Below are 21,349 nucleotides of genomic sequence, written 5' to 3' on the forward strand. Positions count from 1 at the left end.
CCGTCGCTACGCGGCCCCCGCGAAAACGCAGGAGACCCGAGTGAACGACGACAAGCCGACGCCCCCCACGCGCCGCAGCCAAGCCTGGTTTGGCCGCCTCGACCGCGATGGCTTCATCTATCGCTCATGGCTCAAGAACCGCGGCATCCCCCACGACCAGTTCGATGGCCGTCCGGTCATCGGCATCTGCAACACCTACTCCGAGCTCACGCCCTGCAACTCGCATTTCCGCACGCTGGCCGAACAGGTCAAGATCGGCGTGTGGGAAGCCGGCGGCTTTCCGCTTGAATTCCCGGTCATGTCGCTCGGCGAAACCATGCTGCGCCCCACCGCCATGCTGTTCCGCAACCTGGCGAGCATGGACGTGGAGGAATCGATCCGCGGCAACCCGATCGATGGCGTGGTGCTGCTGATGGGCTGCGACAAGACCACGCCTGCGCTGATGATGGGCGCGGCCTCGTGCGACCTGCCCACCATCGGCGTCTCCGGCGGCCCGATGCTGAGCGGCAAGTTCCGCGGCGGCGAGCTGGGCTCCGGCACCGATGTGTGGAAGATGTCGGAAGAAGTGCGGGCCGGGCAGATGTCGCAGGAAGACTTCTTCGAGGCCGAGAGCTGCATGCACCGCTCGCACGGCCACTGCATGACGATGGGCACCGCGTCGACCATGGCCAGCATGGTGGAGGCGCTGGGCATGAGCCTGCCCGGCAACGCCGCGATTCCCGCGGTGGATGGCCGCCGCAACGTGCTGGCGCGGGCTTCCGGACGCCGTATCGTGGAGATGGTGAAGGACAACCTGGTGATGTCGAAGATCCTTACCCGGGACGCGTTCGAGAATGCGATCCGTGTCAACGCGGCCATCGGCGGCTCGACCAACGCCGTCATCCACCTGCTGGCCATCGCCGGGCGCATCGGCGTCCAGCTCAAGCTGGAGGACTGGGATGCGCTGGGCCACGAGCTGCCATGCCTGCTCGACCTGCAGCCATCCGGGCGCCACCTGATGGAAGATTTCTACTACGCCGGCGGCCTGCCCGCGGTGATCCGCGAACTGCAATCGGTGCTCGCGCAAGACGCGCTCACCGTCAACGGCAAGACGCTGTGGGACAACTGCAAGGACGCGCCCAACTGGAACCGCGAAGTCATCCACGCCTTCGACGCGCCCTTCAAGGACAACGCCGGCATCGCCGTGCTGCGCGGCAACCTGTGCCCCGACGGCGCGGTGATCAAGCCATCGGCCGCCACGCCGGCACTGCTCAAGCACACTGGGCGCGCGGTGGTGTTCGAGAACAGCGAGCACATGCACCAGCGGCTAGACGATGAATTGCTCGACGTCGACGAGACCTGCGTGCTGGTGCTGAAGAACTGCGGCCCGCGCGGCTACCCCGGCATGGCCGAGGCCGGCAACATGCCGCTGCCGCCCAAGGTCCTCCGCAAGGGCATCACCGACATGGTCCGCGTATCGGACGCGCGCATGAGCGGCACGGCTTACGGCACGGTGGTGCTGCACGTGGCGCCGGAAGCCGCCGCCGGCGGCCCGCTCGCGCTGGTGCAGGACGGCGACATGGTGGAGCTGGACGTGGCCGCGCGCAAGCTGCACCTGCATGTCGACGAGGCCGAGCTGCAGCGCCGCCGCGCTGCGTGGCAGGCGCCCGCGCTGCCGATGGAGCGCGGCTGGACGCGCCTGTATGTCGAGCATGTGCAGCAGGCCAACCTGGGCGCCGACCTGGATTTCCTGGTAGGCAAGAGCGGCGCCGCCGTGCCCAAGGACAACCACTGAGGCGCGCCGTCGCCACACACGGCTTTCCATTCGCGACGCACTGCCGCCCCCGGCATGAACGGGCATAAGCGGCTCACGGAGACACCACCCATGGCATCGGTCCAGATTCGCGGCATCCAGAAATACTTCGGCAGCACGCAGGTCATCCGCGGCGTGGACATCGATATCGCCGATGGCCAGTTCACGGTGCTGGTCGGGCCATCCGGCTGCGGCAAGTCCACGCTGCTGCGCATGATCGCCGGGCTGGAGGAGATCACCACCGGCGAGATCTCCATCGGTGAGCGCGTGGTCAACCGCCTGCCGCCCAAGGAGCGCGACATCGCCATGGTGTTCCAGAACTATGCGCTCTACCCGCATATGACGGTCTACGACAACATGGCCTTCTCGCTCAAGCTCGCCAGGGGCGACAAGGACGAGATCAAGCAAAAAGTGGCCAAGGCCTCGGCCATTCTCGGCCTGGACAGCCTGCTGGAGCGCTACCCGCGGCAGCTCTCGGGCGGACAGCGTCAGCGCGTGGCCATGGGCCGCGCCATCGTGCGCGATCCGCAGGTGTTCCTGTTCGACGAGCCGCTCTCCAACCTGGACGCCAAGCTGCGCGTGCAGATGCGCGCGGAGATCAAGGAGCTGCACCAGCGCCTGCGCACCACCTCGGTCTATGTCACGCACGACCAGATCGAGGCCATGACCATGGGCGACCAGATCGTGGTGATGCGCGACGGCCGCGTGGAGCAGCGCGGCAAGCCGCTCGAACTCTACGACCATCCCGACAACCTTTTCGTGGCCGGCTTCATCGGCTCGCCGGCGATGAACTTCCTGCCCGGCGTGCTGCGCCTCCAGGGCGGCAATGCCGTGATCGAGTTTCCCGACGGCACGTGCCTGCCCGCCCCCGCGCGCTTGGACCCCAGCGCGGGGACCGACGGCCAGCGCGTGATCTACGGCGTGCGGCCGGAGCACCTGAGCCTGGGCGCGCCCGGCCAGGGCCTGCAGAACCGTGTATCGGTGGTGGAGCCCACCGGCGCCAACACCGAGATCTATTCCCGCTTTTGCGAGACGGAGTTCATCTCGATCTTCCGCGAGCGCCATGAATTCGCGGCAGGCGACATCCTGAGTCTGGTGCCCGACCACCAGCACACGCATCTGTTCGATGCCGATTCAGGCCAGACGCTATTGCGGCGCGGCCCGGCGGCACCGGCGGACGATCCGGGAAGCAGGCATGACCAGCACGGGGCGGAGCCCCTGACCACGGAGGAGACAAAGCGATGAGCACACCGAGCAACTTCACGAGACGCGATTTCCTGGTATCCACGGCGGCGGTTGCGGCCACCACGGCGATCGGCGGCAATGCCTTCGCCGCGCCGGCTGCACTGCAATACAAGCCGGAAGCCGGCGCCAAGCTGCGCGTGCTGCGATGGAAGCGTTTCGTGCAGGGCGATGAAGACCTGTGGAACGCCAACACAAAGAAGTTCACCGAGCTGACCGGCGTCGAGGTACGCGTCGACAACGAAGGCTGGGAAGACGTGCGCCCCAAGGCCGCGGTGGCGGCCAGCGTGGGCAGCGGGCCGGACGTCATCGTCGGCTGGTTCGATGACCCGCAGCAATATCCCGACAAGCTGGTCGACCTGACCGACCTGGCCACCTACCTGGGCGGCAAATATGGCGGCTGGTACGACGTCTGCCGCAAGTATGGGACGCATAACGGCAAGTGGATTGGCCTGCCGCTGGGCGTGGTCGGCAACGCGCTCGTCTATCGCGAGAGCCACATCAAGGCTGCTGGTTTCGACACCGTGCCCAAGGACATCGCCGGCTTCCTCAAGCTGTGCCAGGGCCTCAAGGCCAAGAACACGCCGTGTGGCTTTGCCCTCGGCAAGGCCGTGGGCGACGGCAACAACTGGGCACACTGGCTGCTGTGGTCGCACGGCGGCATGCTGGTCGACAACAAGGGCAAGGTGGTGGTCAACTCGCCTGAGACCTGGGCCGCGCTGGAGTATGCCAAGCAGCTCTACGCCACCTTTGTGCCGGGCACGCTGTCATGGCAGGACCCGTCGAACAACAAGGCCTTCCTCGACGGACAGATCAGCCTGACCGCCAACGGCATCTCGATCTACTATGCGGCCAAGAATTCGAAGGAGCCCAAGCTGCAGGAGATGGCGCGCGACATCCAGCACGCGCACTTCCCGATCGGCACGTCAGGCAAACCCACCGAGCTGATGCAGATCACGCAGATGATGCTGTTCAAATACTCCAAGTATCCGAACGCGGCCAAGGCCTACCTGCAGTTCATGATGGAGCCGGAGCAGTACAACCCCTGGATGGAAGCCGCCATCGGCTACGTCAGCCAGCCGCTCAAGGCCTACGAGGCCAACCCGATCTGGACGGCCGATCCCAAGCACACCGTCTATCGCGACGCCGCCGCGCTGATGCTCGACAACGGCCATGCTGGCCCGCTGGGCACCGCGTCGGCCGCGGCCATGGCCGACTACATCGTGGTCGACATGGTGGCGGAGGCGGCCAGCGGCTCCAAGACGCCCAAGGAGGCGGCGGCGCGCGCGGCGGAGCGGGCGCAGCGATACTACAAGGCGTAGTTGGCCAACTAATGGCCAACGCCTGAAGCGAGACGAGGGCGCGGCAGCACCGCCGCGCCCGCAAAAGCCGAACCCTGCGAGGTGAGCCATGCGAGGTAAACCATGATTTCCCGCCTGTTGAACAACCGCCATGCGCTGGGGCTGCTGTTCATGCTGCCCACCGCGCTGTTGCTGCTGGTCTTCCTGACGTACCCGCTCGGCCTCGGCGTATGGCTCGGCTTCACCAATACCAAGATCGGCGGCACCGGCGAATGGATCGGGCTGTCGAACTACACCTATCTGGCCGGCGACTCGCTCACCCAACTGGCGCTGTTCAATACGATCTTCTACACCGTGGTGGCCAGCGTGGTGAAGTTCGCGCTGGGCCTGTGGCTGGCGCTGCTGCTCAACAAGAACCTGCCGTTCAAGTCCTTCTTTCGCGCCATCGTGCTGCTGCCATGGATCGTGCCGACCGCACTGTCGGCACTGGCCTTCTGGTGGATCTATGACGCGCAGTTCTCCATCATCAGCTGGACGCTGGTCAAGCTCGGGCTGATCGACCGCTATATCGACTTCCTGGGAGACCCGTGGCTGGCGCGCTTGTCCACCATCGCGGCCAATGTCTGGCGCGGCATTCCCTTTGTCGCCATCTCGCTGCTGGCTGGCTTGCAGACGATCTCGCCCTCGCTGTACGAGGCCGCGTCCATTGACGGCGTGACGCCGTGGCAGCAGTTCCGCTACGTCACACTGCCATTGCTGACGCCGATCATCGCGGTGGTGATGACCTTCTCCGTGCTGTTCACCTTCACCGATTTCCAGCTGATCTACGTGCTCACGCGCGGCGGCCCGCTGAATGCCACGCACCTGATGGCCACGCTGTCGTTCCAGCGCGCGATTCCCGGCGGCTCGCTAGGCGAAGGCGCGGCGATCGCCACAATGATGGTGCCCTTCCTGCTGGCCGCCATCCTGTTCTCATACTTCGGCCTGCAGCGGCGCGGCTGGCAACAGGGAGGCGACAAATGAAAGCGACGGCCGCAGCTGAGCAGCAGGACACCGCGCAGGGGATGGACTACCTGCAATCGATACCGCGGCGCTGGGTGACCATCTACATCCCGCTGGGCATCTTCGTCTTCGTGCTGCTGTTTCCCTTCTACTGGATGGCGATCACCGCCTTCAAGCCGGACGGCGAACTGCTGATGCGCAGCGCCAACCCCTTCCTGGTGATGGCACCCACGTTCGCCCACTTCAGGAAGCTGCTGTTCGACACGCCCTACCCGGCCTGGCTGCTCAATACCGTGATCGTCTCCACGATCTCCACCTTCGCCTCGCTGGCCGCCAGCGTGCTGGCCGCCTATGCCATCGAGCGGCTGCGCTTCCAGGGCGCGAAGCAGGTCGGGCTGGCGATCTTCCTGGCCTACCTGATCCCGCCCTCGATCCTGTTTATCCCGCTGGCGTCGATCGTATTCCAGCTCGGCCTGTTCGATACGCGCTGGGCGCTGATCCTCACCTACCCCACCTTCCTGATCCCGTTCTGCACCTGGCTGCTGATGGGCTACTTCCGCTCCATCCCCTACGAGCTGGAAGAGTGCGCGCTGATCGACGGCGCCACGCGCTGGGAAATCCTGGTCAAGATCATCCTGCCGCTGGCCGTGCCGGGCCTGATCTCGGCCGGCATCTTCGCCTTCACGCTGTCGTGGAACGAGTTTATCTACGCGCTGACCTTTATCTCCTCGTCCGAGGTGAAAACGGTGCCGGTGGGCATCGTCACCGAACTGGTCGAGGGCGACGTCTACCACTGGGGCGCGCTGATGGCGGGTGCATTGCTGGGCTCGTTGCCGGTGGCGCTGATCTATTCGTTCTTCGTCGAATACTACGTATCGGGCATGACCGGAGCGGTCAAGGAATAGGCGGAAAGCCAGCGGACAAGCCGGCGGAAAGCGCAACGGTGCAGAGCGTGAACGCCTGGCAAGGGCAGGTTAAAATGCGCGTTGTTCAGCCGGTTATCGCCGGCACTGCCGAATCACGCCATATTCAAGCCAGATCAGATGAGCCCCAAACCCGCCCGCACCCTCACCTTCAAGTGCAAGAAGTGCACCAAGCCCGTCACACTGTTTCTGCAGAAGGTGTCCGCCTGCTCGCACATCACGCCGTACCAGGGCTTTTGCAAGTGCGGTGAACTGGTGCGCCACGCCACCGGCGACAAGGACGCCGTGGAGTCCTTCGTCAGCTCCGTCGATGGCAGCTGGGCCCACCATCACCACCATCACCATTGAGCACCCGTAGCATCCCCGCCCCCACCAGCGAGGCCTGGCGCCCCGGCGTCAAGGATCCGCTGCGCTTTCTCAGCGCGTATCCCGACGGCGTGCTCGACCAGGTGCGCCAGATGGTGGCCGCCAACCGCCTGGGCGAGCACCTGGCGAAGAAATACCCCGCGCGGCACACCGTGCAGACCGACCGCGCGCTGTATGACTACACCGCCGAGCTGAAGCAGGAGTTCCTGCGCACCGCGCCGCCGATCCACAAGGTCGCGTTCGATGCCAAGATCGACGTGGTGCATCGCGCGCTCGGGCTGCACACCGCCATCTCGCGCGTGCAAGGCGGCAAGCTCAAGGCCAAGAAGGAAATCCGCGTGGCGTCGCTGTTCAAGGAAGCGCCACCTGAATTCCTGCGCATGATCGTGGTGCACGAGCTCGCGCACCTGAAGGAAAGCGACCACAACAAAGCGTTCTACCGCCTGTGCGAATACATGGAGCCGGCGTATCACCAATTGGAATTCGATACGCGCCTGTTTTTGGCGTGGCGCGAGCTGGAATCCAGCTAGACAGAAACACCACGCCATCGCAGGTGCGGCCGGCCCTACTTGCGGCGCGCGGCCACCACTTCGATTTCCACGCGCCAGGCCGTGTTGGCCAGCGCCATCACCTGGAATACGGAGCGCGTCGGCAGGTTGGGCTGCTCCTTGGTGCCGAAGAACTGCGTGTAGCCCTCCATAAAGCCGGCGAAATCCATCTTGTTGTCCTTGGCGGGATCGCCCACCAGGAACACCTGCATCTTCACCACATCACCCAGCCCCAGGCCCAGGCCGGCCAGGCTCTTCTCGATGGACTTGAGTACCCCGACGGTCTGCGCCTTGGTATCGCCGCCATAAGCAAGCGGATTGTCGCGCGGCTGGGTGGCGTCCTGAACCGGCGGGACTTGCCCGGACAGATAGATCGTGGAAACCGTTGTCGGGATCTCGACAGCGGCGGCGATGGGAAACGTGGAATTCGGGATGCGGTGACGAATCACGTCGTCGGCCGCGCGGGCCGCGCCGCCTGCCAGGGCAGACAACGCGCAAAGTGCCAGGAGTGACTGACGAAAGAAGAACGGCATATTGGGTTCCTTGTAATGGATGGGTGCGGCATGGCGCAAGGTGTGCCATGCCGCCTGTCGCTTGGCAACGCATTCAGCGCTGAACTCAGCGCCGGAGCTTCGCGACGTTTTCCGCGGTGACGGCATCGGTGTACTGGTTGCCGAAATGCGTGCGCACGTAGCCCACCACGGTGGCGATCTGCGCATCGTCGAGCATCTTGCCGAAGGACGGCATGCCCTTCTGGCCGTGCAACACCACATAGAGCGGATAGTCCGCTCCCGCCAGCCGGGGATCGCCGGCCAGCGCGGGGTATGCGGCGGCGCCTTTCGCCCCCTGTGCCTGCGGCATGTGGCAGCCCTGGCAGATGGCATGGAAGATCGCCTCGCCGGAGGTCTGCTGGAACTTGGGGCCGGCAGAGAAGACCGGATCGGATTGCGCCTGCGCGAACGGGCAAAACGCCAGTCCCAGCAGCAGGGCGGGCACGGCGAGCGTGCGTCGGAAGATCATGGCATTCATGGATGTGGATTCCTGTGGGAGCGGATCACGAGACGGCATGCGCATGCAGGCGCTCGATCGCGTCGAGCGCGGACAACAGCGCGCCCTCCTGCCAGGCCGGGATATAGGAAGCATGCTCCCCCGCCAGCGCGATGCGGCCATCGATCTGGCAGAGGTTCTTGTAGTGCTTCTCCCGGCTTTCATCGGTCCACAAGCCGTAGCAGCCCTGCGACCACGGCACGCGGTGCCAGCCCACCGCAATGCCGTTGTCGAACTCCCGCGCGTATTGCGGGTGTAGCTGGCTGCCCTGCTCCACGGCGCGGCGCACGCGTTCCTGCGGCGTCATGGCGGTGAACTCATAGGCATTTGGGCCGAAGGCATAGGCGCCCAGCAGCACCGACTTGCCCTTGGCGCCGTAGCGCGTGGAAGGGTAAGAGATGCGCGTGATGGGCTGGTCCGTATAGCTGATGCCGCCGTAGATGGATTCGTCCTCCTCCCAGAAGCGGCGCTTGAACTGCAGGCCGATCTTGATCGAGGCGTCGTAGGGCACGGCGTTGATGGCCTGCTGCATGGCGTCGCCGACCTGCACGTCGAGCTGGCTCAGCACCGACAGCGGGATGGTGCACAGGCACCAGTCGGCCTTGGCCTGGGCGACCGCGCCGCCGTGCGCGTCATCGGTATAGGTCACGGTGACGCCGCGCTCGTCCTGCGCGATCTTCGTCACCTTGGCGTGGTAGCGGATCAGGCTGCCCACCTCGCGCTGGAAGGCCCGCGCAATCATGTCCATGCCGCCCACCGGCTGGAAAATGGTGCTCTGGAATTCGTACTCCTGCCCGCTGGCGATATAGCGCCACAGCCCGGATTGCAGCAAGTCGCTCAGTTCCAGCGGCTTGGAGGGCTTGGCCAGCGGCATCAGGCCGCCGCCGGGATCGATCTCGTAACCGCGCCGGTCACTGGTGAGCGCGCTTTCGCGGTAGCGCATCTGCGCATCGAGCGCGCCCCATTTGCGCAGGCCCTCCAGCAATTTCTCCTTGTCCTCGCGCGTGAGCGCCGTGTCCAGGTTGCCCTGCGTGGCGGCCTTGCCGAGCAGTTCCGCCACGTAGCCCTGGAAGTCGCCTTGCACGTGGCGGTAGCGCTGCGGCTTGCCGCCGTAGGCCTTGGTGGAGTGCACCAGCGCGTTGTAATTGACCTGCACGAAAGGCTCGAGCGCCACGCCCAGCCGCTTGCAATAGTCGAGCACCGCATGGTGGTGATACGGGATGCGCCACGGCCCCGGGTTCAGGTATTCGCCTTTGGCGAACTCGCAGTGCTGCACGGCGCCGCCCATCTCGGTGAAGACATCGCCGCCGCGCAGGGTCCAGCAGCGGCCGCCGGCACGGCCGCTGTATTCCAGGATCTGCACCTTGTAGCCGGCGCGCCGCAACTCCAGCGCGGCCACCATGCCAGCCAGTCCCGCGCCGAGAATCAGCACCGAGGCACCGCGCTTTGCGCCCTGGAGTTTCGGCGGGCCCGTGTAACCGGATTCCGCCGCGAGGCCGAGCGAAGTCATCGCCTGGTACATCGCCGCGCCACCTGCTGCCTTGCCGACGAGCGCAAGCAGGTCACGGCGGCTGAAGGCCTTACTGTCAATTGAAGTCATGTTCAGGCTATCGAGGAGTCTTTGTGGGTTGCGCATTTCGCACCGTTAACGTCACCAGGCACGGTACGGCAGCGCGATGCGCCGAATAGCGCACGCAACATCCATGCCATTTCTGACATATTCGACCGCGCTCCCGCAGCGCCTGCCGATGGCCTGGCCAAATGCGCCATCCGCAAAACGTGGCCATGCAAGGGATCATGTGCCGAACGCGCCAGTGTCGTCAGATGTTTGCATTTGCGCCTCAGGCTGCCGGGAACGAGCCCGCACCGCGGCGCGCATGCGCAGCAGCCCTAGCGAAGCTGCCCCACATGAGTGTGTCCATGCCGCGTCGCGGTGCACGACGCGTACCGCGCTCGCGTGGTGAAGCGGAGGACTCCCGGCCGGAGTGGTTCAAGCTCATCGTGCAGATGGTCATCGTCACTGCGAAACAGCGGGCCAGGTCACGCGCGCAGCTTGATTGCGGGGCAGCCGCCGATCGTGCGGCGGCGCCCTGGCAACGCACCTTTACTTCGCCGCGGTCACCCGCCAGACCACATCGCCAACATCATCCGCCACCAGCAACGCGCCGCGCTTGTCGATGGCAACGCCCACCGGGCGCCCTTGCGCGTCGCCGTCCTTCGTCAGGAAGCCGGTGAGCACGTCGACCGGGTCGCCCGCTGGCTTGCCGTTGGCGAACGGCACGAAGATCACCTTGTAGCCGCTGTGCGGCTTACGGTTCCACGACCCGTGCTGGCCGACGAACATGCCGTTCCTGAAGCGGGAGGGCAACGCGTTGCCTAGCGCCGAGGCCAGGCCAAGCGACGCGGTATGCGGTCCGACGGCATAGTCGGGCGCAATGGCCTTGGCCACCATCTCCGGCTGCTGCGGCTTCACGCGTTCGTCTACATGCTGGCCGTAGTAGCTGAAGGGCCAGCCATAAAAAGCGCCGTCTTTGACCGAAGTGATGTAGTCCGGCACGAGATCGCTACCGATCTCGTCGCGCTCGTTCACCGCAGTCCATAGCGCGCCGCTGTCGGGATCCCAGGCCATGCCGTTGGGATTGCGCAGGCCGCTGGCAAACACGCGGTGCGCGCCGGTCTTGGGATCGACCTCCCAGATGGCTGCCCGCGCTTCCTCCTTGTCGAGGCCGTTCTCGCCGACGTTGCTGTTGGAGCCGACGGTGACGTAGAGCTTGCTGCCGTCCTTGCTGGCGATGATGTTCTTGGTCCAGTGGTGATTGATGGGGCCGGCAGGCAGGTCGACCACCTTCACGCCGGGCCCGGTGATCCGGGTCTGCCCCGGCTGGTAGGGGAAACGCAGGACGGCATCGGTGTCCGCCACATAGAAGTCATTGCCCACCAGCACCATGCCGAAGGGCGAATGCAGGTCCTTGAGAAATACGGAGCGCGCATCGGCGACGCCATCGCCATTGGTGTCGCGCAACAGCGTGATGCGATTGGCGCTTGGCACGCCGGCGCCCGCGCGTTTCATCATCTGCGTCATGACCCAGCCCCGGATGCCCTTGCCGTCATCCGGCTTGGGCGGCGCATTGGTTTCGGCCACCAGCACGTCGCCGTTGGGCAGCACGTAGATCCAGCGCGGATGGTCCAGCTTGTCGGCGAACGCCACGACGGACAGGCCGACCGCTGCAACCGGTCTGGCACCATCGGCCCAGCCTTTGGCAGGGGCGATGTTCACCGTGGGCAGCATGGTCTTGTTTGGCGATGGCAACTGCGGACTCAAGCCGGTGCCGGCGGAGACCGGCAGGGTCGCGGTGTCGCCACATGCAGTCAAGCCCGCCGCCATCAGCAGGCAGAGAGACAAAATGGACAATCGCTGCAAGGGCATGATCGGCTCTCCGGAAAGGCGGCGCGTCGCCCCGTCGGCGTGCGCTGTCCGCTCCACTATAGGACGCATGCGCGATGCCGGCTGTCGGCGGATTGGAGGCCGCGCGGTAGGACGAATGCGCCGGCTCCCGGCCTGCGCCTTGCGGCCTATCCCGCCACCTCAATCGCAAGCGTAGCGGAACGCGTCATCCAGGTTCAGCGGGAGCACCAGCGTACGAAGGTGCGCCGCCTGGGCCGAAGTGCAAAGCGCGGCGCGCGTCGCTGCGGTCTTGTACTTCGACGCGTACTCGACGTTGAACACCGCCTTGCCCTGCGCCGTGAACGGCTTGTAGCTCGCGCACTCGCTGTACTGGAAGCACTGCTCGTTCACCGCGAAATCAAAGTCCGTCGCCAGCTGCGAGACTTGATCCACATCGTTTTTCAAGCCCACCGCCAGGCCGCGCGCATGCGCCTCGGCCGCCAGGAAGCGGTTGTAGTCCAGCTGCGTAGCCGCCGTCAGCGGAAAACCCGGCTTATTGGTATAGCCATCCACGTTGTCCGGGTCCACGCCATCGCAGCCCTTCGACTTCGCCAGGTCCATGCGCGCCTGCATGATCTGGCGCACGTTGGCCGAGCGCGTATCGAGCCAACGCTCGCCCGCCCACCCCGACAACGCCTTGCCCATATCCGCCGCGGCAAACTGCTTGAAATCCGGCCGCCAGTTCTCCGAGCTACCCGCCGAAAAATAGCAGACCACGCGCTTGCCCTGCGCCTTCAAGGCATTGATGGTCGCCTGCGGCGTATCCACCAGGTCGATATCGAAGACCTGCGCCGGATAGCTCGTGTTGACCGTACCCGTCAACTGCAACTGCCATGTATCGGTTGCCGCCGGCATCCAGCGCGAGACCGCCAGCGTTTGCGCCGAGGGCGTCAAGGTCGCGGCCGACGCATTCACCGCCGACACGGACTTGATGGAAGCATCCGTCTGCGCCGACGAGCCATCGCCTCCGCAGGCCGACAGACAGGCGAACGAGGCCATCCATGCGATGCGTGCAAGTTTCCGATTCACGGATGTTTTTCCTTTTTGGTTCTTCTTTGGTTTGGCTGACTAAATGCACGGCACGAGTTAGCGCTCAGTCAGATTGTCGGCTGGGACTGGGTGGATCTTGAGTGGTTTCACGGATGCTAAGGTATTCGGGTCGGGTGACAGGCGCAAGGCAGCGAATGCCAGCGTTGGGCATCCACGCCAAGCACCGCCACCCCGAGGAGCCAAGCATGCAACAGTCCAGAATTAAGGCAACCTACATCGTCGCGTTCTCCGACGCAAAAACAGCGCGGGGTGGAGAAATCCAGGAAGGTTCGGCAGGTGTAGTGGATAGATGGATACGAGGCGCGCGGGTGGGAGACAAGGCCAGATACGCAGACGGCACCGAAGCGCGGATCACTACAGGCGCCGGCTCTGCCTTACGCTATGGCAGCCGGCCAATGGCCATCCTTTTTTATAGAAAGAAGCTCGACTATGTTCTGCCCTTGATTCGCCAACGGAATACCGTGAAATGCGCCCAGCGATGACACCACGCCTCGTCGCCAATCTCATGGCACTTGCCCTGCTCCAAGCGCCGGCGATAGCGGCGGACAAGCCTTTTACCGGTTCCTTTCAAGGCCAGGGACGCGGATGCTGGGGCAAGCTATACGTGAAGACGCGCACTATCGAATGGAATACGCCATACAGCGTGTGTGCGAAAACTACCTACGCCATCATCGGGAAGGACCTCGACTCAGCATCGCCGCGCATCGCCTTCGCGCTGGATCGAAGGAGCAAGTCATGCCGCTATACGGTAGTAGAGTTGTCGTTTGATCCCGCATACCCGGACTATTGGCACGCTAGAGGATTTGTGTCTCGCACCGACTACGACAGCAGAGAAAAGCCGGACGAAGGAGTGCAGTTGAGAACGCTGTCGTGCGGTGTTCAGCGGGAAGACTGATATTTCACGCAGGGAGGTTCATCGTTATCCTCCATATGGCGTGCTGCCTGCACCCCTGGAAGACGCCAATCGAACCCGCCGGCTCGCTCTGCGAAATACGATACAGGTCTTGAAAACTGCGCTCTGGCCTGGCGGTGCGCTTGACACGCTCAACAGGGTATGGCGCTGGTATATGTAGGGTGTACAAAAAAGAACGGCCCCCCATTACTGGAGGGCCGCTCTCAAATTCTGGTGCCGGCTGCAGGACTCGAACCCGCCACCTGATGATTACAAATCAACTGCTCTACCTGATGAGCTAAGCCGGCATGTTTGGTGCAGACCGCGATTCTACTGCATGCGGCGCAAATTGACGATGGCTTCCTGTACCTACTTCACTACCTTCAGCGAAGGTTTCTTGGCGCCGATGCGGGACACGGGTGGCGGCGTGGGTTCGTCGTCGCCGTTGTGGTCTTCGTTGGCTTCCGCTGTGACCAGCGGCTCGCTTTCCACCGAGGACAGCTTGGGCGGCGGGTTGTTCTCGCGCTCGGTGGCGGCCTGGGTTTCGGGCACGCTGCGCTCGACGGGGAAGGCCATGCCCTGGCCGTTTTCGCGCGCGTAGATGGCGAGCACGTTTTCGATGGGCACGTCGATCTTGCGCGAGATGCCGCCAAAGCGGGCGCTGAAGCCGATCCACTCGTTGCCCATGTCCAGGCCGCTGGTGGCGTCGAAGCTGACGTTCAGCACGATTTCGTTGTTCTTGACGAACTCGCGCGGCACGCTGGTGTTAGCGTCGACGAAGACGGCGATGTATGGCGTGAAGCCGTTATCCGTGCACCACTCGTAGATGGCGCGGATCAGGTAGGGCTTGGTGGAGGTTTCAGGCATTGTGCTTCCAGTGGCGCAGTCCGGCGGCCCGAGGCGAGCTTGTCGCTTCGGGCCGGAGCCGGTTTAGCGGCGCATCACCTTTTCAGACGGGGTGAGCGCTTCGATGTAGGCCGGGCGGCTGAAGATGCGTTCGGCGTACTTGAGCAGCGGCGCGGCGTTCTTCGACAGTTCGATGCCGTAGTGGTCCAGGCGCCACAGCAGCGGGGCGATGGCGACGTCGAGCATCGAGAACTCTTCGCCAAGCATGTACTTGTTCTTGACGAAGATCGGCGCGAGCTGGGTCAGGCGGTCGCGAATGGCGGAGCGGGCGCGCTCGTGATTCTTCTCGGCGGCCTTGCCCTTTTCGTTTTCGAGGGCGTAGACGTGCGTGAAGAGTTCCTTTTCGAAATTGAACAGGAACAGGCGGGCGCGGGCGCGCTGCACCGGGTCGGCCGGCATCAGCTGCGGGTGCGGGAAGCGCTCGTCGATGTACTCGTTGATGATGTTCGACTCGTACAGGATCAGGTCGCGCTCGACCAGGATGGGCACCTGGCCGTAGGGGTTCATCACCGAGATGTCTTCCGGCTTGTTGAACAGGTCGACGTCACGGATCTCGAAATCCATGCCCTTTTCGAACAGGACGAGGCGGCAACGTTGGGAGAACGGGCAGGTGGTGCCCGAATACAACACCATCATGGTTGGATTCCTTTGATGCGGGGTCGATTGACTGGATCGGTATTCTGGCAGAACCGATATAGAGAAAGCAAATTAGAGATTCTTGAAGCACATTTAAGTGCGTTCGAGGCACTTAAAAGACGACTTAAGCGCACATTGATCGCGCATCGCACCTGCAGTCTGTAAAGCAAAAGGGCTGGTGCGGGGTTGCTCTGCACAACACCCGCCCCAGCCCTTTTCCGCCATCGGACCAGCAGGTCTTCCGGGGCTTTACCGCATTTACTTGATGTCCTTCCAGTACGAAGCGTTCAGGCGCCAGGCGAAGACGGTGAACACGCCGAGGAACATCAGCACCCATACGCCCAGCCGCTTGCGCTGGTTCTGTGCGGGCTCTGCCATCCAGTCCAGGAAGCCAACCAGGTCGCTCGTGGCCTGGTCGTACTCGAGCGTGCTCATCTTGCCCGGGGTGAGCTGCTCGAAGCCGGCAAACTTGTGCACCTTCTCGCCGTGTTCTTCGGCTTCGACGAACTTGGCGGCGCGCTGGCCTTGCAGCTCCCACAGCACGTGCGGCATGCCGACGCTCGGGAACACCAGGTTGTTCCAGCCCGTGGCGCGGTTGTCGTCACGGTAGAAGGTACGCAGGTAGGTGTACAGCCAGTCGTCGCCGCGGGCGCGGGCGATCACCGACAGGTCCGGCGGCGTGGCGCCAAAGAACGCCTTGGCATCCTTCGGCGGCATGGCGATGGTCATCATGTCGCCCACCTTCTCGCCGGAGAACAGCAGGTTCTGGCGGATCTGGTCGTCGGTCAGGCCGATGTCCTTGAGGCGGTTGTACCGCATCATGGACGCGCCGTGGCAGTTCAGGCAGTAGTTGACGAACAGCTTGGCGCCGCGCTGCAGCGAGGAAAGATCGCTGGTCTGCACGGGCGCCGGCTCGAGGGGGTAACCCCCTTCGCTGGCCATTGCGGGCGCGGCGGCAAAGCAGGCGCCGGCCAGCGCGAGAATCGAAAGCAGCTTTTTCATCTTTTGTCCTTGTGCTCTTGTCGGGGTTCGTCCGGGCTCAATGCGGGTGGAACGTGACACGTTCCGGCACTTGCTTGAACTGGCCGACACGGCTCCACAGCGGCATGGTCAGGAAGAAGGCGAAGTACAGCAGGGTTCCCAGCTGCGACACCTTTTCACCCACCGGCGACGGGGGCATGACGCCCAGGTAGCCGAGCACGATGAACACCACCACGAACACGATCAGGATGCTCTTGTGGAAGGCCGGACGATAGCGGATCGATTTCACCGGCGAGTGGTCCAGCCACGGCAGGAAGAACAGGATCACGACCGAGCCGCCCATCACCAGCACGCCCCAGAACTTGGCGTCGATGAAGTAGAAGCCCACGGCCAGGATCACGGCGATGGCAAGCGCGCCCACCTTGATGCGGACGTCCTTGCTACGCAGGAACACCAGGCCGAGCAGCACCGCGAAGAACACCCACAGGATCGGCAGGAAGTTCGAGGTGGTGGCGCGCAGCATCGAGTAGAACGGCGTGAAGTACCAGACCGGCGCGATGTGCGGCGGGGTCTTGAGCGGATCGGCCGGGACGAAGTTGTTCGACTCCAGGAAGTAACCGCCCATCTCCGGGAAGAAGAAGATCACCGCGGAGAAAATCACCAGGAAGCCGCCCACGCCCATCAGGTCGTGCACCGAGTAGTACGGGTGGAAGGGGATGCCGTCCAGCGGCACGCCGTTCTCGTCCTTCTTGGCCTTGATCTCGACGCCGTCCGGGTTGTTCGAGCCCACTTCGTGCAGCGCGATGATGTGCGCGACCACCAGGCCCAGCAGCACCAGCGGCACGGCGATGACGTGGAAGGAGAAGAAGCGGTTCAGGGTCGCGTCGCTCACGACGTAGTCGCCGCGGATGAACAGCGACAGGTCGCCGCCGATCACGGGGATGGCCGAGAACAGGTTCACGATCACCTGGGCGCCCCAGTACGACATCTGGCCCCAGGGCAGCAGGTAGCCCATGAAGGCTTCGGCCATCAGGCACAGGAAGATCAGGCAGCCGAAGACCCAGACCAGCTCACGCGGCTTGCGGTACGAACCGTACAGCAGGCCACGGAACATATGCAGGTACACCACCACGAAGAAGGCCGAGGCGCCGGTGGAATGCATGTAGCGCACCAGCCAGCCCCAGGGCACCTCTCGCATGATGTATTCCACGCTGGCGTAAGCCACGGGAATGCCGGCGGCGTTGAGCGTGCCGTCCGGCTTGTAGTTCATCACCAGGAAGATGCCGGTGACGATCTGGATCACCAGGACCAGCAGGGCGAGCGAGCCGAAGAAGTACCAGAAGTTGAAGTTCTTCGGTGCGTAGTACTTGGAAAGGTGATCTTCCCAGAGTTGGGTTGCGGGGAAGCGCGCGTCGATCCAGCCAAGCAGGCCGGTCGTCTTTACTTGTTTTTCGGCCGCCATGGTCAAGCGTCTCCTTTTTCATCCTTGCCGATCACGATCTTGGTGTCGGACAGGAACTGGTACGGGGGTACGTCGAGGTTTTGCGGAGCCGGCTTGTTCTTGAACACGCGGCCAGCGAGGTCGAACGTCGAGCCGTGGCAGGGGCAGAGGAAACCGGGGTCGGAGCCGAGCTGGGGATTGGAGCCGGAACCGAAGGGGCCGGAGGGCGAGCAGCCCAGGTGGGAGCAGATGCCCACCACGACCAGCAAATCTTTGTGTTCTGCGCGGGAACGGGTTTCGTTCTTGCAGTACTCGGGCGTCTTCATGGTGAAGGGGACGTCCGAGTTGGGGTCGGCGACTTCGGCATCGGTTTTCTTCAGCGACGCGAGCATTTCCTCGGTGCGCTTGAGGATCCAGACTGGTTTGCCGCGCCATTCAACGGTCATCATCTCGCCCGATTTCAGGGCGCTGATGTCGGCTTCTACCGGAGCTCCGGCGGCCTTTGCCTTCTCTGACGGCGCAAACGTACTGACGAACGGAACAGCTACCGCCACGCCTCCGATGCCGCCAGCGACTGACGTCGCAATCAACCAATTGCGGCGACCCTTATCCACGTTCTTCACGTTTTGCTGGTCACTCATTCCAAACCCCAGGGGATGTCAAATTAGATTTTGCGTCAACCGTAAATTGTACCTTAGGCACATGTGGCATTGAAAGGCACACGGTGATTGTGCGACGTACGATAATCGGCCACAAAAAGGGCTATGTGGCCTGTACGCTTGCGTTACAGGCGGTGATGGGGCAGGCTTTTATCCTGACGACCGTTCAACGGAAGCAACACTGGGAGAAAAGCATGGGGATGATGTCGGAGTTCAAGGCCTTCGCAATGCGGGGCAATGTAGTCGACCTGGCGGTGGGTGTGATTATCGGCGCCGCGTTCGGCAAGATTGTCGATTCCGTGGTGAATGACCTGATCATGCCGGTGGTGGGCCGCATTATCGGCAAACTCGACTTCTCTAACCTTTTCGTGATGCTGGCCGAGCCGCCGGCGGGCGTGCCGCATACGCTCGACGCCCTTAAGAAAGCAGGCGTTCCCGTATTTGCCTATGGGAATTTCCTGACTATTCTGGTCAATTTCATCATTCTGGCTTTCATCATCTTCGTCATGGTGCGCGCCATCATGAAGATGCGCGCCGCCGAACCCGCGCCGGCGCCGGCTGCCACGCCCGAGGATGTGGTGCTGCTGCGCGAGATCCGCGACAGCCTCAAGGTACGCCAGCCCTAAGGCAAACCCAGGCACGCGGCCCGGCCACCACGCCGGGCTCGCGGCATCAGTCCGGCATCAAACCGGGTTGGGAATATCGATAAAGGTATGGCGCAGGCCGAATTGCTGCGCCAGGTGCTCGCCGAGCGACTGGATGCCGTAGCGCTCGGTGGCGTGATGCCCCGCTGCCAGATAGGCAACGCCGCTCTCGCGCGCCAGGTGGGTGGTCTGCTCCGAGATCTCGCCGCTCAGGTAGGCATCCACGCCGGCTGCTACCGCCGCGTCGAAGTAGCCCTGGGCTCCGCCGGTGCACCAGCCCACGGTGCGGATCATCTGCTCGGGGTCCCCGATGGCAAGCGGCTCGCGGTTGAGCACGCCGCCCACATGGGCGGCCAGCGCGGCTAACGGCATGGATTGCGGCAAGGTGCCGGTCCAGCCAAGCTGGCCCTCGCCGAAGCGCCCGGTTGGCGTGAAGCCGAGCTGCAAGCCCAGTTGGGCGTTGTTGCCGAACTCGGGATGGTCGTCGAGCGGCAGGTGATAGGCGAGCAGGTTCACGTCGGCGCCCAGCAACCGCTTCAAACGGGCGTGCTTTTGCCCGATCACGCGGGCATCTTCGTTTTTCCAGAAGTAGCCGTGATGGACCAGGATGGCATCGGCGCCGGCCTCGATGGCGGCTTCGACCAAGGCCAGGCTGGCGGTCACGCCGGTTGCGATGTGCTCCACCTCAGGGCGGCCTTGCACTTGCCATCCGTTCGGGCAATAGTCTTTGTATCGAGGCACTTGAAGCAGGTCGTTCAAGTACAATTCAAGATCTTTTGTTTTCATATCCTGCCCAAAATCCAATATGTTGCGCCGCTTTTGGCTGTTCTTTGCTCAGGCTGTCACCGTTGTGCTGGCAGTGTGGTTCGTCGTGGCCACGCTCAAACCCGAATGGCTGCAGCGCGGCCGGGTGGCCGTGCAATCCGGTTCGCCCATCGTAGCGCTGAAGGAAGTCGTCCCCAATGTGGCCGGCTCCTCCGCGCCGGGCTCGTACAGCGAGGCGGCCCAGCAGGCGATGCCGGCGGTGGTCAACATCTTCACCAGCAAGAACGGCCATAGGCAAACGCCCAATCCGCAGGCAGAAGACCCCTGGTTCCGCTTCTTCTTTGGCGATCGCCTGCCGGAACGCCAGGAGCCGGTATCCAGCCTTGGCTCGGGCGTCATCGTCAGCGCGGAAGGCTACATTCTAACCAACCACCACGTGGTGGACGGCGCCGATGAAATCGAGGTTGCGCTGACGGATGGCCGCAAGGCCAACGCCAAGGTCGTGGGCTCGGACCCGGAAACCGACCTGGCCGTGCTCAAGATCACGCTCAAGGACCTGCCGGCGATCACGCTGGGGCGTATCGAGAACGTCAAGGTAGGCGACGTGGTGCTGGCCATCGGCAACCCCTTCGGCGTCGGCCAGACCGTCACCATGGGCATTGTCTCGGCACTCGGCCGCAGCCACCTGGGCATCAACACCTTCGAGAACTTCATCCAGACCGACGCGGCGATCAACCCGGGCAACTCCGGCGGCGCGCTGGTCGACGCCCAGGGCAACCTGCTGGGCGTCAACACGGCCATCTATTCGCGCTCCGGCGGCTCGCTTGGCATCGGCTTCGCCATTCCGGTGTCCACGGCCAAGCAAGTGATGGAATCCATCATCTCGACCGGCTCCGTGACCCGTGGCTGGATCGGCGTGGAGCCGCAGGACATGACCCCCGAGATCGCCGAGTCGTTCGGCCTCGAAGCCAAGGAAGGGGCGCTGATCGCGGCCGTGGTTCAGGGCGGCCCGGCCGACAAGGCCGGCGTCAAGCCGGGCGACGTGCTGGTCTCGGTGGATGGACAGGGCATTTCCGACACCACTGCCCTGCTCAACGCCATCGCCCAGCTCAAGCCGGGCGCGGAGGCCAAGATGAAGGTAGTGCGCCGTGGCAAGCCAACGGAACTGACGGTGATGATCGGCAAGCGGCCACCGCCGCCACGTCGGGCCCTGCCGCTGGATGAGGAAGAGTAAGCCGGCAGAACAGGCTTTCGGATCCAGTGCTGCCCTGCCCTCGCGTGCAAGCCGCTCCACCTGACCCCGCCCCTTGTGGCGGGGTTTTTGTTTCTGGGTTGGGTGTGCACCCATATTGGGCCGGGCGAGTATCCCCGGCGCTGCGCTGAAAACCGATGGGGGGATAGCAGCCTGCCACTGCGGCGCCAGGGAAGCCGGAAGCTGAAGCGTGCTCGGGAAGGTCCGGCCGCCACGAACCGGAAAGGCTCGCAGTCCGGGCAATCCTGAATGCGCCGGAAGTCTTCGGGCGTTGGGGCGAGGGATCTTCTGCGGGCCCGCTGCCCTCTGCTTGGGCGAAATCAACGGCATTGCGCCATGACTCGCAGGTGCCGCAAGGCCGCTACACAGTCGAGCGGCAACTCGGGAGAGCGTTGCTCACCATCGCCGATACCGCGCGCGCAAAACAAAACGCCGGCATCCTTGCGGATGCCGGCGT

Annotated in this window: 22 protein-coding genes and 1 tRNA gene; 11 read left to right on the forward strand and 12 right to left on the reverse strand. The window is 63.9% G+C overall.

Going from position 1 to position 21,349, the window contains the following annotated elements:
- Nucleotides 1-40: 40 nt before the first annotated feature.
- The 7 genes from ACYP5B_RS20370 (at nt 41) to ACYP5B_RS20400 (ending at nt 7,156) form a co-directional block, all read left to right on the forward strand.
- Entirely contained in the window at nt 41-1,774 is a 1,734-nt protein-coding gene (locus ACYP5B_RS20370; RefSeq protein ID WP_400091522.1) for an IlvD/Edd family dehydratase, read from the forward strand.
- A gap of 90 nt (nt 1,775-1,864) precedes the next feature.
- Nucleotides 1,865-3,037: an ABC transporter ATP-binding protein gene (locus tag ACYP5B_RS20375; RefSeq protein WP_318231164.1), complete on the forward strand. Its 1,173-nt coding sequence runs from the start codon at nt 1,865-1,867 to the stop codon at nt 3,035-3,037.
- The gene (locus ACYP5B_RS20380; RefSeq protein ID WP_400091524.1) at nt 3,034-4,356 is read left to right on the forward strand and encodes an ABC transporter substrate-binding protein; all 1,323 of its coding nucleotides are present in this window, start codon (nt 3,034-3,036) and stop codon (nt 4,354-4,356) included. Before ACYP5B_RS20375 ends, ACYP5B_RS20380 begins: the two co-directional genes overlap by 4 nt.
- Before the next feature lie 102 nt (nt 4,357-4,458).
- The gene (locus tag ACYP5B_RS20385; protein ID WP_318231166.1) at nt 4,459-5,358 is read left to right on the forward strand and encodes a carbohydrate ABC transporter permease; all 900 of its coding nucleotides are present in this window, start codon (nt 4,459-4,461) and stop codon (nt 5,356-5,358) included.
- A complete protein-coding gene (locus ACYP5B_RS20390; RefSeq protein ID WP_318231167.1) occupies nt 5,355-6,242 on the forward strand; it encodes a carbohydrate ABC transporter permease in 888 nt (295 codons plus the stop codon). Before ACYP5B_RS20385 ends, ACYP5B_RS20390 begins: the two co-directional genes overlap by 4 nt.
- Nucleotides 6,243-6,380: 138 nt before the next feature.
- Entirely contained in the window at nt 6,381-6,608 is a 228-nt protein-coding gene (locus tag ACYP5B_RS20395) for a hypothetical protein (RefSeq protein ID WP_267605099.1), read from the forward strand.
- A 59-nt stretch (nt 6,609-6,667) separates the two neighbouring features.
- Complete coding sequence (locus ACYP5B_RS20400; RefSeq protein WP_318231214.1) at nt 6,668-7,156, forward strand: M48 metallopeptidase family protein; 489 nt, start codon at nt 6,668-6,670, stop codon at nt 7,154-7,156.
- Nucleotides 7,157-7,191: 35 nt separating this feature from the next.
- Here the strand turns inward: ACYP5B_RS20400 and ACYP5B_RS20405 are convergent, their stop codons facing one another.
- The 5 genes from ACYP5B_RS20405 to ACYP5B_RS20425 form a co-directional block, all read right to left on the reverse strand.
- Complete coding sequence (locus ACYP5B_RS20405; protein WP_267605098.1) at nt 7,192-7,707, reverse strand: RidA family protein; 516 nt, start codon at nt 7,705-7,707, stop codon at nt 7,192-7,194.
- Nucleotides 7,708-7,792: 85 nt separating this feature from the next.
- Entirely contained in the window at nt 7,793-8,203 is a 411-nt protein-coding gene (locus tag ACYP5B_RS20410) for a c-type cytochrome (RefSeq protein ID WP_459570935.1), read from the reverse strand.
- A gap of 25 nt (nt 8,204-8,228) precedes the next feature.
- On the reverse strand, nt 8,229-9,821 hold the full coding sequence (locus ACYP5B_RS20415; protein ID WP_459570936.1) for a flavin monoamine oxidase family protein: 1,593 nt from the start codon (nt 9,819-9,821) through the stop codon (nt 8,229-8,231).
- Nucleotides 9,822-10,325: 504 nt separating this feature from the next.
- Nucleotides 10,326-11,648 (reverse strand): PQQ-dependent sugar dehydrogenase, encoded by a 1,323-nt coding sequence (locus ACYP5B_RS20420; RefSeq protein ID WP_459570937.1) that lies wholly within the window; start codon nt 11,646-11,648, stop codon nt 10,326-10,328.
- 159 nt (nt 11,649-11,807) lie between these two features.
- Nucleotides 11,808-12,665 (reverse strand): endo alpha-1,4 polygalactosaminidase, encoded by an 858-nt coding sequence (locus ACYP5B_RS20425; RefSeq protein WP_459570968.1) that lies wholly within the window; start codon nt 12,663-12,665, stop codon nt 11,808-11,810.
- A 236-nt stretch (nt 12,666-12,901) separates the two neighbouring features.
- Between ACYP5B_RS20425 and ACYP5B_RS20430 the strand changes: the two genes are divergently transcribed.
- Both ACYP5B_RS20430 and ACYP5B_RS20435 read left to right on the forward strand, forming a co-directional pair.
- Nucleotides 12,902-13,198 carry a hypothetical protein gene (locus ACYP5B_RS20430; RefSeq protein WP_459570939.1) on the forward strand — a complete coding sequence of 99 codons (297 nt, stop codon included), beginning with the start codon at nt 12,902-12,904 and terminating at the stop codon, nt 13,196-13,198.
- On the forward strand, nt 13,195-13,611 hold the full coding sequence (locus ACYP5B_RS20435) for a hypothetical protein (RefSeq protein ID WP_459570941.1): 417 nt from the start codon (nt 13,195-13,197) through the stop codon (nt 13,609-13,611). Before ACYP5B_RS20430 ends, ACYP5B_RS20435 begins: the two co-directional genes overlap by 4 nt.
- Nucleotides 13,612-13,840: 229 nt before the next feature.
- On the opposite strand, the gene ACYP5B_RS20440 is transcribed toward ACYP5B_RS20435, so the two are convergent.
- The 6 genes from ACYP5B_RS20440 to petA form a co-directional block, all read right to left on the reverse strand.
- Nucleotides 13,841-13,916, reverse strand: a tRNA-Thr gene (locus ACYP5B_RS20440).
- Nucleotides 13,917-13,977: 61 nt separating this feature from the next.
- Nucleotides 13,978-14,475 carry a ClpXP protease specificity-enhancing factor gene (locus ACYP5B_RS20445; RefSeq protein WP_150985693.1) on the reverse strand — a complete coding sequence of 166 codons (498 nt, stop codon included), beginning with the start codon at nt 14,473-14,475 and terminating at the stop codon, nt 13,978-13,980.
- 63 nt (nt 14,476-14,538) lie between these two features.
- The gene (locus tag ACYP5B_RS20450; RefSeq protein ID WP_006159674.1) at nt 14,539-15,150 is read right to left on the reverse strand and encodes a glutathione S-transferase N-terminal domain-containing protein; all 612 of its coding nucleotides are present in this window, start codon (nt 15,148-15,150) and stop codon (nt 14,539-14,541) included.
- A 258-nt stretch (nt 15,151-15,408) separates the two neighbouring features.
- Entirely contained in the window at nt 15,409-16,152 is a 744-nt protein-coding gene (locus ACYP5B_RS20455) for a cytochrome c1 (RefSeq protein WP_400091533.1), read from the reverse strand.
- 37 nt (nt 16,153-16,189) lie between these two features.
- A complete protein-coding gene (locus ACYP5B_RS20460; RefSeq protein ID WP_400091534.1) occupies nt 16,190-17,593 on the reverse strand; it encodes a cytochrome b in 1,404 nt (467 codons plus the stop codon).
- 2 nt (nt 17,594-17,595) lie between these two features.
- Entirely contained in the window at nt 17,596-18,213 is a 618-nt protein-coding gene (gene petA, locus ACYP5B_RS20465; RefSeq protein ID WP_267604528.1) for a ubiquinol-cytochrome c reductase iron-sulfur subunit, read from the reverse strand.
- Between the two features lie 212 nt (nt 18,214-18,425).
- Here petA and mscL point away from each other — a divergent pair, with 212 nt between their 5' ends.
- Nucleotides 18,426-18,857 carry a large conductance mechanosensitive channel protein MscL gene (gene mscL, locus ACYP5B_RS20470; protein ID WP_400091614.1) on the forward strand — a complete coding sequence of 144 codons (432 nt, stop codon included), beginning with the start codon at nt 18,426-18,428 and terminating at the stop codon, nt 18,855-18,857.
- Nucleotides 18,858-18,914: 57 nt separating this feature from the next.
- Here the strand turns inward: mscL and ACYP5B_RS20475 are convergent, their stop codons facing one another.
- On the reverse strand, nt 18,915-19,661 hold the full coding sequence (locus ACYP5B_RS20475) for a Nif3-like dinuclear metal center hexameric protein (protein ID WP_318231174.1): 747 nt from the start codon (nt 19,659-19,661) through the stop codon (nt 18,915-18,917).
- Nucleotides 19,662-19,680: 19 nt separating this feature from the next.
- On the opposite strand from ACYP5B_RS20475, the gene ACYP5B_RS20480 reads away from it, so the two are divergent.
- Entirely contained in the window at nt 19,681-20,874 is a 1,194-nt protein-coding gene (locus ACYP5B_RS20480; protein ID WP_318231175.1) for a Do family serine endopeptidase, read from the forward strand.
- The last annotated feature ends 475 nt before the right edge of the window (nt 20,875-21,349 follow it).

The organism is Cupriavidus sp. 8B (assembly GCF_054589115.1).